General features: G+C 52.4%; 15 protein-coding genes. 3 read left to right on the top strand and 12 right to left on the bottom strand.

Annotated elements, in window-relative coordinates; genetic code table 11:
• Positions 1-51 precede the first annotated feature (51 nt).
• From G9Q38_RS08145 to G9Q38_RS08135, 3 genes are all read left to right on the top strand, one after another.
• A complete protein-coding gene (locus G9Q38_RS08145) occupies positions 52-1,557 on the top strand; it encodes a leucyl aminopeptidase (RefSeq protein WP_166129731.1) in 1,506 nt (501 codons plus the stop codon).
• A 5-nt stretch (positions 1,558-1,562) separates the two neighbouring features.
• The gene (locus G9Q38_RS08140; RefSeq protein ID WP_166129728.1) at positions 1,563-2,015 is read left to right on the top strand and encodes a DNA polymerase III subunit chi; all 453 of its coding nucleotides are present in this window, start codon (positions 1,563-1,565) and stop codon (positions 2,013-2,015) included.
• A 118-nt stretch (positions 2,016-2,133) separates the two neighbouring features.
• Complete coding sequence (locus G9Q38_RS08135; RefSeq protein ID WP_114419756.1) at positions 2,134-2,844, top strand: Bax inhibitor-1/YccA family protein; 711 nt, start codon at positions 2,134-2,136, stop codon at positions 2,842-2,844.
• On the opposite strand, the gene G9Q38_RS08130 is transcribed toward G9Q38_RS08135, so the two are convergent.
• From G9Q38_RS08130 to fabF, 12 genes are all read right to left on the bottom strand, one after another.
• The gene (locus tag G9Q38_RS08130) at positions 2,815-3,408 is read right to left on the bottom strand and encodes a PIN domain-containing protein (RefSeq protein ID WP_166129725.1); all 594 of its coding nucleotides are present in this window, start codon (positions 3,406-3,408) and stop codon (positions 2,815-2,817) included. The two genes, G9Q38_RS08135 and G9Q38_RS08130, sit on opposite strands and share 30 nt — an antisense overlap.
• Positions 3,405-3,992: a DNA repair protein RecO gene (gene recO / locus G9Q38_RS08125; RefSeq protein ID WP_166129722.1), complete on the bottom strand. Its 588-nt coding sequence runs from the start codon at positions 3,990-3,992 to the stop codon at positions 3,405-3,407. The genes G9Q38_RS08130 and recO overlap by 4 nt, the downstream gene beginning before the upstream one ends.
• A complete protein-coding gene (gene era / locus G9Q38_RS08120; RefSeq protein ID WP_166129719.1) occupies positions 3,985-4,872 on the bottom strand; it encodes a GTPase Era in 888 nt (295 codons plus the stop codon). Before era ends, recO begins: the two co-directional genes overlap by 8 nt.
• Complete coding sequence (rnc, locus tag G9Q38_RS08115; RefSeq protein ID WP_119440908.1) at positions 4,869-5,630, bottom strand: ribonuclease III; 762 nt, start codon at positions 5,628-5,630, stop codon at positions 4,869-4,871. Before rnc ends, era begins: the two co-directional genes overlap by 4 nt.
• On the bottom strand, positions 5,630-6,517 hold the full coding sequence (gene lepB, locus G9Q38_RS08110; RefSeq protein WP_166129717.1) for a signal peptidase I: 888 nt from the start codon (positions 6,515-6,517) through the stop codon (positions 5,630-5,632). Before lepB ends, rnc begins: the two co-directional genes overlap by 1 nt.
• A gap of 33 nt (positions 6,518-6,550) precedes the next feature.
• Complete coding sequence (lepA, locus tag G9Q38_RS08105) at positions 6,551-8,344, bottom strand: translation elongation factor 4 (RefSeq protein ID WP_166129714.1); 1,794 nt, start codon at positions 8,342-8,344, stop codon at positions 6,551-6,553.
• Between the two features lie 120 nt (positions 8,345-8,464).
• On the bottom strand, positions 8,465-9,943 hold the full coding sequence (locus tag G9Q38_RS08100; protein WP_166132348.1) for a DegQ family serine endoprotease: 1,479 nt from the start codon (positions 9,941-9,943) through the stop codon (positions 8,465-8,467).
• A gap of 23 nt (positions 9,944-9,966) precedes the next feature.
• The gene (locus G9Q38_RS08095) at positions 9,967-10,965 is read right to left on the bottom strand and encodes a MucB/RseB C-terminal domain-containing protein (RefSeq protein WP_166129712.1); all 999 of its coding nucleotides are present in this window, start codon (positions 10,963-10,965) and stop codon (positions 9,967-9,969) included.
• Positions 10,966-10,982: 17 nt separating this feature from the next.
• Positions 10,983-11,471 (bottom strand): sigma-E factor negative regulatory protein, encoded by a 489-nt coding sequence (locus G9Q38_RS08090; RefSeq protein ID WP_166129709.1) that lies wholly within the window; start codon positions 11,469-11,471, stop codon positions 10,983-10,985.
• A 12-nt stretch (positions 11,472-11,483) separates the two neighbouring features.
• Positions 11,484-12,086: an RNA polymerase sigma factor RpoE gene (gene rpoE / locus G9Q38_RS08085; RefSeq protein ID WP_114419765.1), complete on the bottom strand. Its 603-nt coding sequence runs from the start codon at positions 12,084-12,086 to the stop codon at positions 11,484-11,486.
• Positions 12,073-12,507 carry a hypothetical protein gene (locus tag G9Q38_RS08080; protein ID WP_166129706.1) on the bottom strand — a complete coding sequence of 145 codons (435 nt, stop codon included), beginning with the start codon at positions 12,505-12,507 and terminating at the stop codon, positions 12,073-12,075. The genes rpoE and G9Q38_RS08080 overlap by 14 nt, the downstream gene beginning before the upstream one ends.
• 12 nt (positions 12,508-12,519) lie before the next feature.
• Positions 12,520-13,749, bottom strand: coding sequence for a beta-ketoacyl-ACP synthase II (fabF, locus tag G9Q38_RS08075; RefSeq protein ID WP_166129703.1), 1,230 nt, complete (start codon positions 13,747-13,749; stop codon positions 12,520-12,522).
• Between the last annotated feature and the right edge of the window lie 63 nt (positions 13,750-13,812).

Raw genomic sequence — 13,812 nt, 5'->3', positions numbered from 1 at the left:
AAAATGCGAGATAATCAACAACACTCTGCCGATCAACTACGGAAAGCTTATATGGAATTCAGCACACAAACCAACGCAGCACCGAACCAAATTAAAACTGCGGCACTGGCTGTCGGCGTTTTTGCCGAAGGCCAGCTCACACAACCTGCGCAACTGCTCGATCAAACCTGCAACGGCGCGCTATCGCGTATTGTTAAAAGCGAATTTCCCGGCAAAGCCGGGACCCAAACCCTGCTTAGAAACCTCGACGGCATTGCCGCCGAGCGGATCATTTTAATCGGGTTAGGCAAACAAGACAGCTACAACAGCAAAATTCATGCAAATGCCGAACTGGCATTTGCAAAATATTGCATCCAGGCGCAGGTCGCGGAAGGTGTGTCCACCCTTGCAAGCCTCGATTACCAGGAAACGGGAATTCGGCAGCGCGCCCAAATTGCCGCAACCGCAGCCAGCCAGGCCACTTATCACTATGATGCCACGCTGGGGAAAGAAAACCGCAACAAACCCGCCAAATTAAAAAAAATAACGCAATGGGTCAGTCGTGGCGACGCCGCGCAGGCAAAACTGGGCCTGCAAGCCGGACAGGCAATCGGCAATGGTATGCAGCTAACCCGTTTGCTGGGCGACTTGCCGGGCAATGTTTGTACCCCCACCTACCTGGGCCAAACCGCGAAGAAACTGTCGAAAGAGTTCAAAACGTTGAAAGCTGAAGTATTAGGGCTAAAACAGATTCAGGATCTCAAGATGAATGCGTTCCTGTCGGTTGCCAAAGGCTCAGACGAACCTCCCGCATTTATTGTCCTGAAGTACACCCCTCCTGCCGGAAAAACGAAAACGGCGCGCGGCAAGAAGCCCTACGTACTTGTCGGTAAAGGCATTACGTTCGACTCGGGAGGGATATCCATTAAGCCCGGCGCAAACATGGACGAGATGAAATACGACATGTGCGGTGCGGCAAGTGTGCTGGGAGCCATGCGGGCGGTTGCCGAGTTGGAACTTAACCATTCAGTGATTGGTGTCATCCCCGCATGCGAAAACCTGCCCAGTGGGCGGGCGAACAAGCCTGGCGATGTGGTTACCAGCATGTCGGGGCAAACGATTGAAATTCTTAATACCGACGCCGAAGGTCGCCTGGTTCTGTGCGATGCGCTCACTTATGTTGAGCGGTTCAAACCCCAGGCAGTGATCGATATCGCCACGCTTACCGGTGCATGTGTTGTCGCTCTGGGCCATGTCAATACGGGCCTTTTCTCACCGAACGATGAGCTTGCAACACAATTGCAAACAGCCGGGCGGCAAACCAATGATCCCGCATGGCGCCTTCCACTTGATGACGCCTATCAGGAGCAATTACGGTCTAATTTTGCCGACATGGCCAATATTGGTGGGCCACCCGCTGGATCGGTGACTGCGGCGTGTTTCTTGTCACGCTATACCAAAGCCTATGACTGGGCTCACCTCGACATTGCCGGTACGGCATGGCGCAGCGGCAAAGAAAAAGGCGCTTCAGGCCGTCCCGTCCCATTACTCATTCAATTTCTGCTTAACCAGAATTGAGCGTAATGGCACGAATCGACTTTGCATTCGGTGCCCAGGATCGTTTGCGAACCGCCTGTGAGGTGGTTCGCAAACACCACCAGCAGGGCCGTCTTTTACTGATTTACTGCAGTCAAGCCGAATTTTTGGGGCAGTTCGACCAGTTGTTATGGTCGTTTGAGCCGGATGCGTTTATCCCTCATGTCGACGCGGACGACCCCCTGGCTTCATGCACGCCGGTGTTACTGACCACAAGGCCGCCTGAACCGACTATGCACACGCAGGCTGACACTCAGCCCGTATGGCTGCTCAACCTTGATACAGCATGCCCTTCCACCGCGCATCAATTTGAACGTATTCTTGAAATTGTCAGTTTGCAACCAGGCGACATTGAACCGGCACGACAACGCTGGCTTGATTACAAAAATGACGGCCACAAGCTCCATGCACACGACCTTTCCGCGCGCACACCCACTTGATGTTCAGCATGGTGTCAGTTAAGCTTCCAACTAGGAACTCTTGGTGTATTTGCAGGTCAGATACACTGAGGTCAAAAAATTTTTGTACGATCATGACACTCAATTAAAAGGATTCACTATGAGCGACTCCCGTCAACCCTCTTTCCCTGGCCGGGAAACCTACGGTGCGGCCTCCCAAGAGGTTGTACGTAATCGCGTCTTGCGTAATACGTACTGGCTGCTGGCGTTGTCCTTGATTCCCACGGTTTTAGGCGCCTGGGTGGGTGTTGCCACCGGCATTAACTCCGCGATGGCGTCCAGCCCCGGCATGAGTCTTATCTTGTTCTTTGTGGGTGCGTTTGGCCTTATGTACCTGGTTGAAAAAAACAAGAACAGCAGCATAGGGGTTGCGTTTCTACTTGCCTTTACGTTTTTCATGGGCCTGATGCTGTCGCGGCTCATTGGATTTATATTAGGTATGGGTAACGGCACCCAGCTAATCATGATGGCTTTCGGCGGCACAGCCGTTGTTTTCGGCGCAATGGCCAGTATTGCCACTACAACAAAGCGTGATTTCACTCACCTGCAAAAATTCCTGTTCATCGGCGTCATTCTGTTGATCGTGGCGGCGGTCGCTAACGTTTTCCTGCAATTGCCGGCCTTAATGCTCACTATTTCCGTGATCGCCATCGGGCTGTTCTCCGTCCTGTTATTGGTCGACTTGCAGCGCATTGTGAACGGAGGCGAAACCAATTACGTCTCTGCAACAATGGCGGTTTATCTCGACCTGTACAACATATTTGCCAACTTGCTCATGTTATTAGGCATTTTTGGTGGCGACGGCGATTAGGCGGTTTAAACGGAACAAGCGTTCCCGCTTTAGCATTTCAATCAGCGGCTCGTCATAACGGCGAGCCGTTTTTTCATCTCCCAGAAGCGCACTCAAGGCTTCATATACAAGTTCGCCGTGTGTTTGAAAACATAACGCCAGGAACGCATCGGGCTCCCAGCGCTGAATACCCAGCCGACGCAACTCACTGCGGTTGAAATCTTTTATATTTCGGGTCAGGATGCCCACCGGGCAGCCTGGGTTCTGCTCCTGAACAGCACGGGCTACTGCAATAACATGCCAATCTTTAGGATCGCTGTATTTCAAACCCGTTTTATAAACCGACACATCCCCTTGATCGGCATTGGGAAAATCTGATTGCAGAGCCAGCCATTGAGCACGAACATCCTCTTTCGGCACAGACCAAAGACGTTCGGCTGTACGGCACCACTCGTCAGCTATTATCGGACTCCAGGCTACGCAAAAAACATTTTCAGTAGCCAGGCGCAACAGCACCGGGCGCAGAACATTGGAAATGAGCACACATGTATCGAGCACCACAAAACGAGGCAGTGTAGTCGTCACAACCGTTGCAGCGCCATTAACACCGCCCGCGTACGCAACGGCCGGCCTACCAGCAAGGAATCAATGCGTTCGCGAAGACTGCGCCGCAGTTCCGGCTCAGAAGCGGGATCGTCGAAATCAGGAGGGGCACCCTCCAGGCCATAACCGGTTTCATGTAAAAGAATCCATTCGAACCGACGCAGTGCCGACGCAGCGGCGGATCCCGCAGCCAGTTGTATCAGCGCGGCATCATAAGCCTCGAACAATGCGGGATGCGGATCTTCGCGCGGTAAAAGCGAGAGCAGCAACTCGTTCATATACCACGCCGACATGAGCGTTCGCCCCGACAATGGCCTGAGCCCTGCGTTATCAGCGCGTGTGAGGGTCTTTACATCCCCACCACCCGACCACGACAAATGCAAAGGCTGAAACCCGGCCAATACGCTGCGTAACGACGAGTAAGGGCGTTTCGCCCCTTTGGCAACCATCGCAACAATGCCGTGATCACGCGAAAACACCTGAATCAATAGAGACGTTTCACGCCAGGGAACAGCATGAAGCAGATAGGCCAAGCCATTCGTAACCCGGATAACCCGTTTACTCATATCCCAAATCGCGCAATGAAGACTCGCGCGCCGACCACCCTTTTCGGACCTTTATATACACCTCAAGATGTACCGGCTTTTCAAGTAGTTTTTCAATATCCTGACGGGCTTCGGTGGCAATACGCTTCATATGCATGCCCTGAGCTCCCAGCAAAATCGGACGATGCGTTTCACGCTCAACAACAATGCACGCCGCAATTCGGGCACCACGCTCGTGCTCCTCCCATTGCTCTATCACAACGGTACAAGCGTAGGGCAATTCATCACCTACCAGACGAAATACTTTTTCACGGATCAGTTCGGCCACAATGAAACGCATCGGGCGATCGGTCAGTGTATCGGCTTCGAACATCGGTTCGCCCTCGGGCAAACGCGCAGCAATTTCATCGAGCAACACGTTAAGTTGCGTGTCTTTGACCGCGCTAACCGGAACGACTGCTGCATACGGGTGCTTAGCCATCAAATCGTTTACGAACCCGAAAAGACTGTTTTTGTCTTTCAACTGATCGACCTTGCTAAGCACAAGAATGGTTTTCTGCGACGTCGGCAACAGCGGTAACAACTCTTCATCGCCCTTGGACCACTTGCCGGCCTCAACCACATGCAACACAACATCAACATCGGCCAATGCCTGGGTAACGACGCGATTCATCATACGGTTCATCGTACCGCCATGCCGCGTTTGAAACCCCGGCGTATCGACAAAAACAAACTGTTCGCGCTCGCGGGTTAGCACCCCATTAATACGATGCCGGGTCGTTTGAGCCTTACGTGACACAATGGATATTTTAGAACCGATTAACGCATTGGTCAGCGTCGACTTACCCACATTGGGGCGCCCGACTACTGCAACAAAGCCGCACCGAAAGGCTGAATTCATTTATTTTCCTGAGATACGGCTACCGGTAACGTCAGTTGCGCGTTTTTTCGCGCACGTGCGCGCCCTGCCGCCCCTTTAGCCGGCGCCATTTGCTGAATTAAAGCAATAACCTGTGTCGCGGCAAGTTGCTCCGCCGCCCGGCGGCTTGACCCGGACGCAGTCACTTTTATATCGAGCTTGGGTACCGAACATTCGACATCGAACATTTGATTATGCGCAGCTCCGTGCGTGCCGACAACGGTATATTGTGGCAATTCAAGCTTGCGACCTTGGAGCACTTCCTGCAAAAGGGTTTTGGGGTCCTTGCCAAGTGTCTTTGGATCAACATTCTCGAGCTTGGGAGCATACAAACCGCCAATAACCTTGCGCGCCGCGTCAAAACCCTGATCGAGAAAAACTGCGCCAAAAACCGCCTCAAGCGCATCCGCCAAAATAGAAGGACGACGAAAACCCCCGCTTTTCAGCTCCCCTTCCCCCAAACGAAGAAAATTCGACAAATTAAGGTTTTGAGCGATCTCAGCTAACGATGCCTGTTTAACCAAATTAGCCCGCAGCCTCGATAAATCGCCCTCATCGACCTTTGGAAACTGGTGAAACAATAAAGACGCCACCACAAAGTTAAGTATGGCATCACCCAAAAACTCAAACCGCTCGTTGTGACGGGCATTATGGCTTCGGTGCGTTAAGGCTTGCTCAAGCAATGAAGGGTCGGAAAAGGTGTAACCCAGCGCTTTCTCAAGATTTGCAAGTTTTTCCATTAGTTAAACCGACCTATTCGGCCCAAGTCACCGAAATTCATCCAGATAAAAAACGCACGGCCTACGATATTCTCATCGGGTACGAAACCCCAATAACGGCTGTCGAGACTATTGTCGCGATTATCACCCATGACAAAATAATGCGCTTCAGGTACAACACACCGGACACCACCTGAAAAATAGTTGCAGTTCTTTCGGTAGGGGTAATCGGTAATGGGCATGAGGTCCTGGCGCCGTTGACGGTCGAGAAGAATTCGATGTTTATCCGCCCCCAGCGTTTCAATGAACTCACTCACATATGATGAACGATCAGGCTCGTAAAAGTCACCTGCCCGCTCGAGGGGTACCTCTTGCCCATTCAAATAAAGCACTTTATTTCGATAGACCACCTCATCACCGGGCACGCCCACCACACGCTTGATATAGTCCACATTGGTATCAACCGGATAACGAAATACAATCACATCTCCCCGATCCGGGTTTCCCAAAGGCACCACTTTGCGGTCGATTACGGGCAAGCGAATACCGTAATCAAACTTGTTAACCAGAATTAAATCACCATTTTGCAAAGTTGGCAGCATCGAACCCGAAGGAATGCGAAACGGTTCGACAATAAATGAGCGTAGAACAAACACAAACAGAATGACCGGAAAAAAGCTCACGCAGTACTCAATAAGCCAAGGCACTTTATGGGCTTTCTCGTATGCCTCGCGCCTTAACTTTGCCGCTTCAACCGATCCGACGCCCGCAGGAGCAGCATCGTAACGCGCCATTTCCTCAGCGGCACGTTGGCGCCGGCGGGATCGCAGGAAAAAATAGTCCAGAAACCAGACGACACCGGTAACGACCAATAAAACAAACAAAATCAGCGCAAAATCCCAACTCATATCGTTATTTATTCCTATAGCTGCTACGCAACATCACTTGTCGTCGACCTGAAGAATGGCAAGAAACGCTTCCTGCGGAATTTCAACGTTACCCACCTGTTTCATCCGCTTTTTACCGGCTTTCTGTTTCTCAAGGAGTTTTTTCTTGCGTGAAATGTCGCCACCATAACATTTGGCCAAAACATTCTTGCGCAAAGCCTTAACACTTTCACGCGCAATAATTTCCGAGCCGATCGCCGCCTGAATAGCGATATCGAACATTTGACGGGGAATCAAGCCTCGCATTTTGGCGCAAACCTCGCGCCCGCGATACCGTGCATTGCTTCGGTGCACCATCATTGACAAGGCATCGACGCGATCGCCGTTAATGAGCAAGTCCACCCGAACAACATCGGATGAGCGATATTCGATGAAGTCATAATCCATCGACGCATAGCCACGCGATACGGATTTCAAACGATCGAAGAAATCGAGTACGATTTCCGCCAGAGGCATTTCGTAAACCAGTTGTACCTGGCGCCCGTGGTAGGTCATGTCGGCCTGAATGCCCCGCTTGTTATTACACAAAGCCATGACCGGCCCCACGTAATCTTGTGGCATGAACAAGGTAACTTTGACAATTGGCTCACGAATGTCGGTTATGGCACCCACTTCCGGCATACGTGACGGACTTTCAACCATAATAACCGTACCGTCACGCTGCTCAACCTCGTACACGACAGACGGCGCTGTCGTGATGATGTCCATATCGAACTCTCGTTCCAGCCGTTCCTGCACAATTTCCATGTGCAGCAGACCCAGAAAACCACATCGGAAGCCAAAACCCAGTGCCTGGGAGACTTCAGGCTCAAACATCAGCGACGAATCATTCAGGCGCAATTTTTCCAAAGAGTCGCGCAGCTGGTCGTACTCGCTGCTCTCTACCGGATACAGACCTGCAAAGACCTGCGGCTTTACTTCTTTAAAGCCGGGTAACGGCTTGTCGGCGGGACGGTTGGCCAATGTAACCGTATCACCCACCTTGGCATTCGCCAACTCTTTGATTCCGGCAATCACGAAACCAACCTGCCCCGCCGATAGCTGTTCACACGGTACTGATTTCGGTGTGAAAATGCCGATTTGCTCGCACAAATGTGTGAAACCTGTCGCCATCAGGCGAATTTTGTCTTTTGGCTTCAATACACCATTCACAATGCGCACAAGCATCACGACACCCACATAATTATCGAACCAGGAATCGATAATGAGAGCCTGTAGCGGAGCGTCTGGGTCCCCTTTGGGCGGCGGCACTTTGGCAACAACCTGCTCAAGAATTTCGTCAATCCCCATACCCGTTTTGGCGCTTGCCAAAACAGCATCCGATGCATCAAGACCGATTACGTCCTCAATTTCCTGACGGGCCGCCTCAGGCTCGGCCGACGGCAAATCCATTTTGTTCAGCACGGGAATCACTTCGACGCCTTGCTCGATTGCTGTATAACAATTTGCGACGGTTTGAGCCTCGACGCCTTGCGAGGCGTCAACAACAAGCAATGCCCCCTCGCACGCAGACAAAGAACGGCTCACCTCGTAGGAAAAATCGACGTGGCCGGGCGTATCGATAAGGTTCAACGCATAGACCTTTCCGTCTTGTGCTGTATAGGACAGTGAAGCCGTTTGAGCCTTGATTGTAATGCCACGCTCACGTTCAATATCCATTGAATCAAGTACTTGCGCAGCCATTTCGCGGTCTTGCAGACCACCGCAACGGTGAATCAGGCGATCGGCCAAAGTGGATTTGCCATGATCGATATGGGCAATAATGGAAAAATTGCGGATGTGGTTCATAAACCTGAATGAATAAAATCCGGGCTGAGATAACAGCCACGGATAAAAATATAAGCAAAAAGAGGAGCGCACTGGGCGCCCCTCTTGTAGCGACTACCGCATTTTAGCCGGTTTGGCGAATTATTTTGTGGGCGTTACAACAACCCATTGTGTTTGCCCTTCACGATACACCAGTAATGCCGCAGTTTTTGAAGTATCAAGCCCCGCAACCGTTTTGGCGAACTGTTCAGGATTGGTGATGTCCGTTTCATTCACCGTCAGAATAATGTCTCCGGGCGCAATACCTGCCATGGCTGCCGGACCTTTGGCCGCCGTCACCATCACACCCTGCTTAAGGTTCTCGCTTTCGAGGATGTCGGCAGGCACCGGCTGTACTCCGAGGCCCAGTGCATTGGTTGCCATTTCCTCAGCCTGTGAGCCGGATTCGGATGGGGTCGCCGCATCGTCGGACTCAAACTCGCCGACACGAACGCGCAGCGATACCTCTTTGCCTTTGCGCCACACTTTCATGGTTGCTCGGGTATCCGGTTTGGTCCCCCCCACAATACGGGGTAAATCCGACCATTGAACAATTGGCTCGCCATTGAAATCGGTTATTACATCGCCCGCCTGAACTCCTGCCTTATCGGCAGGCCCATCACGCTGAACGTGACTGACCATGGCGCCCTTGGCGCTATCCAGCCCAATTGCTTTGGCCACTTCCTCTGAGACCGGCCCAATCTGAACGCCAATGCGACCACGCGTAACCTTGCCGTGCTCTTTCAACTGTTCAACAACACGCATGGCTTCATCAATGGGAATGGCCAACGAAATACCCATGAATCCGCCGCTGCGGGATACTATTTGCGAGTTAATACCCACCACTTCACCGCCCAAATTCAACAGCGGTCCACCCGAGTTGCCGGGATTCACTGCAACATCGGTTTGAATGAACGGAAGATAATCGCCTGTGTCGCGATTGATGGCGCTAACAATACCCGAAGTAACCGTTGATTCCAGACCAAAAGGGGATCCGATAGCCAACACCCATTGCCCCTTCTTAAGGGTGGTGGATGTGCCAATCGGCAAAGGTTTCAAATTTTTCGCATCGATTTTAATGAGTGCAACGTCGGTTCGTGCATCTGTGCCAACTACTTCAGCTTCGTACTCCTGACCATCTGTGAAGGTGACATGAATGTCCGACGCCCCTGCGACAACGTGCGTGTTGGTCAGGATGTAGCCATCTTCGGAAATAATGAACCCGGAACCCACCCCCCTGGGAACAGTACGCTCCTGGGGTTGTGCCCCATCCGGTGCCGGCGCGCCAGGAGGTCCTCCACGACCGGGAGGAACAAAATCGGGGCCGAAAAACCAGCGAAACAACTCATAGGGGTCGGTACCCGGCCCCATTTGAGAGCGTACGGGAATGCTCTCGGTCGTACGAATATTCACAACCGACCCTTCCGATTGCGCCACCACTTCGGTGAAGTCGGGAACGGTTAGCGTTGGTACGGGAGTGGTTTGTGCCTGTACCGACACCGCTGCTCCCGCCAAGACGCAGGCAGCCATCGCGCCTGCAAAAAACCGTTTCACGCGTCCTTCAACGCTGGTTGTTCGCATCATGAAATCTCCTTGAAAATAAATTATTGTTGTCCGGTCGGGGGCTCGACATATTGCGTTTGCTCGGCAATACCCTGCAAGGTGGATGCAGGAATAATACCCACGGCTGTCAGCCAATAATCATCGATTCGTGTGCCGTAAACGTTGATAGCACCATTACGCATTACGCCCTTTTGCAAGGTGCGTGTCTGGTTCGCCGCATCAAACGCTTCAATGAACACCGAAACCGTAGCCAACCCATCAGACAACACGACATGCTTTACCGCGTCGCCCGACTTCATGGGGCGAGCAAGCTGCTTCGTAAAAGAAAAGCCTGGAGGCGATTGAATACGCCATCCCGACTCTGTAACGTCAATGTCGCGTGTTGAAATTTGTACCTTTTTCCAGTCTGACGTATCCCATGAAGGGTCCAGCTCTTCACTGACAACATTTTCACCGGTTTGTAGCATGGTAAAGGCAATTTCATCGATAACATCTTGGTCACTGACGGTTTGAGCCTTGATTAATAATTTAGTTTCCGTGTCGACACAAAATTTGTAACCATATCGGTCATCCGCGCGCGGCTCAACGTGAATCATCTGGCATTCACGCCCTGCAACACGTGTCGTGTCTGTATCACTGAAAAACAACTCATAGTGATCGACAATCGCATCGGTATTACCCAAAAACAGGCTGGGAAACCGATCTGTACGCGCTTTATCGACCAAAACGAGATTTTTCTCGGGTATCAGACAAAGCTGGGTTTCATTATGCCGGATAAATTCGCGCGGCGAACCATCAAGCACCTCGAGTCGCTCGCGCTCTCCCGTGCCATCAACCAAGTGAACAATACGGGATGAGCGCATGGTTCCACGCTCCGTGTAAGTAAATACACCCGCATAATCAGTATTGCGCGCCGCTTGCTGCGCCTGCTGCAACAACTCAAACACCGCTTTATATGGCTTCTCGTTCTGTTGCGCCTGGACCGAAGGCAACACAGCCAGCACACCCACCAATAACCAAGCCATGTGCCAGGCTGACATCTGCCGAGTTACCCTTCTCATTGTACCCCGGCCCCCGCTTGAAACGATACCTGCCGCACTGGGTTCACACCAGCGAACTGTTGATGCGCACTCACGTAATCGTGCAAGCCTGATTCATCAGCCGTCGCCAATACTGGGGGATTATCGTTACCCTGTCCGCCGACAAAGTACGGCAACGCAACCCACACAACCGACGCCACTGCGGCGGCAACCGCCAACCCCGATACACCTGCACGCCAGACAGGCGACGGTTTGCGAAACCGGGGAGCGACGATGGCCGGCTCATCATCGATTGCTTTTGACACACGGGCATAAAAACGGTCTGAGGGTTGCAGTGCCAGCTCGTTGCTGCGCATAACATCGCCAATCAAATGGTAGGTATCCCACAATTGCCTGCCATAAGGGGTATCGAGATCTTCAGCTCGAATTTCCGCTTCCCCATCGACCCAGGTGGAAACACTTTCCTCCCATGAAGGATCGTAATCGGAACGCGTTTGAGTATGCATAATTGTCACTCCTTACCACCGTTGCGTGTCTGCCCCTGTGTCCAGCACAGGGCGCAGCTGCGCCGCAATTGCCTCTCGCGCACGAAAAATACGCGAGCGAACTGTTCCTATGGGACAACCCATCGCCTGGGCGATATCCTCATAGCTCATACCTTCAATTTCTCGCAGCACAATAGCGGTGCGCAACTCTTCGGGCAGCGCATCGATTGCCTCATTAACTGTACTGATCACCTGTCGACTGGCCAGAACCGATTCGGGCGTACTGATATCGGTTAGGTTGTCAATTTGGTCAAAAGTTTCATCATCTTCATTCGAAACAATTGACGAAGACATCGGGCGACGTTGACTGGAGGCCTGCCAGTTCCGCGCAGTATTGATCGCAATGCGATACAGCCACGTATAAAACGCGCTGTCGCCTCGGAATTGCGGCAAGGCGCGGTACGCCTTAATAAACGCCTCTTGCGCCACATCCTCCACTTCGGACGGCTCGCGGATCATACGCGACAATAAACGCATGATTTTGCGTTGGTACTTCAATACCAATAAGTCGTAAGCCCGCTTGTCACCCCGCTGAACGCGAGCAACCAGTTCCGCATCTACATCACGCTCGCTCACGCACACCCCCTGCCGCCGCGATGTGTTGGGCAACCAGCATACCCAGCGCACGCCACGCCTGCTCGGGTACTCGAGATTTCCAGACTGTTAATTCCATAATTTGGTTCGCCCCGGAAGCTTCCTGTGTAAAGCGCAATGTCGTCCAAAACGCATTGGGCCAGACCCGCTTCAATAATACCTGACGTTCACTTCCATGATGGGCGACATAGAACCAGCCCCCGTTTTCGAAACGCAAAGAACCCCGTGCGAATAAAGAATGCACAACGCGACGTCGACAACACAAAAAAGTAGCCAACGTCGCGCTCAGGAACAGCACAAAGCTTTGAAACACAAGAATTAACGACACCAACAAAAGCACAGTGACAGTGACGAACCAGACCCAAAAAGGCGTCCTGACCTGCCACTCGACCGGCTTTTGCATTCCGGTTGCCACCTAAACCCGTCGCACCAGCATCGACCCGTTCGTGCCGCCAAAACCGAACGAATTAGACAGAGCAACATCAATTTTCATGTCGCGTGCCTCGTTGGCGCAATAATCAAGGTCACAATCAGGATCTTGATTAAAAATATTGATAGTCGGGGGCGACACTTGGTGATACACCGCCAGCGTTGTAAAAACGGCTTCGATTCCGCCCGCTGCGCCCAGTAAGTGGCCTGTCATGGATTTAGTGGAATTAACCACCAGATGACGCGCATGATCACCAAAGGCAAGCTTCAGTGCTTCCGTTTCATTTTTATCGCCAAGAGGGGTTGATGTGCCGTGGGCATTGACATAAGAGATCTCGGTGGGATCGATGTCGCCGTTACGCATAGCCAACAGCATTGCACGACGCGGACCGTCTTTGTCAGGCGAAGTAATATGATGAGCATCCGAGCTCATTCCGTATCCGGCAAACTCACCGTAAATACGAGCGCCGCGTTTACGGGCATGCTCATACTCCTCAAGAACCAGCACACCGGCACCTTCACCAAGCACGAAGCCGTCCCGGTCGACATCCCAAGGCCGCGATGCGGTTCCCGGATCATCATTTCGAGTAGACAAGGCTCGCATAGCGGCAAAACCACCGACACCCAATGGCGAAACCGTCGACTCGGCACCACCGGCAACCATGACATCGGCATCCCCGTATTCGATGAGACGGGCGGCGTCGCCAATTGAGTGCAAACCTGTTGTGCAAGCTGACACCACGGCGTAGCTGGGCCCCTTCAAGCCCAACATAATCGACAACTGTCCGGAAACGAGATTAATGAGCGATCCCGGCACAAAAAACGGCGAAATACGCCGCGCGCCGCGCGCCAGATACTCGGATTGCGTTTCCTCGATGCGAGGCAAACCACCGATACCGGAACCGACGATGACACCAATACGATCAGCATTCTCGTCGGTAACTTCCAGGCCGGCATCCTTCCATGCCTGCACGCCCGCCGCCACGCCGTAATGGATAAAGGTATCCATTTGCTTGGCTTCTTTGGCCGACATGTAGTCCGTGACGTCGAAGTCCTTTACTTCCGCCGCGATCTGCGCGTTCAGACCTGAGGCATCAAAACGTGTGATAGGACCCACACCCGAACGCCCGCTAACCAAGTTACTCCAGGCGTTGTCGATATCATTCCCCACGGGCGAAATAATACCCAGACCCGTTATGACGACACGTCGCTTCACAGATGACTCCTAGAAATAAAAAAAGCGGTTTAAAGCCAGCCTATTCATGCAGGCGCAATTACT

Source organism: Pusillimonas sp. DMV24BSW_D (assembly GCF_011388195.1).
Lineage (GTDB): Bacteria > Pseudomonadota > Gammaproteobacteria > Burkholderiales > Burkholderiaceae_B > Neopusillimonas > Neopusillimonas aestuarii.
The sequence above is the reverse complement of the archived record's forward strand: the minus strand, read 5'-3'. Positions and strand labels throughout refer to the sequence as shown.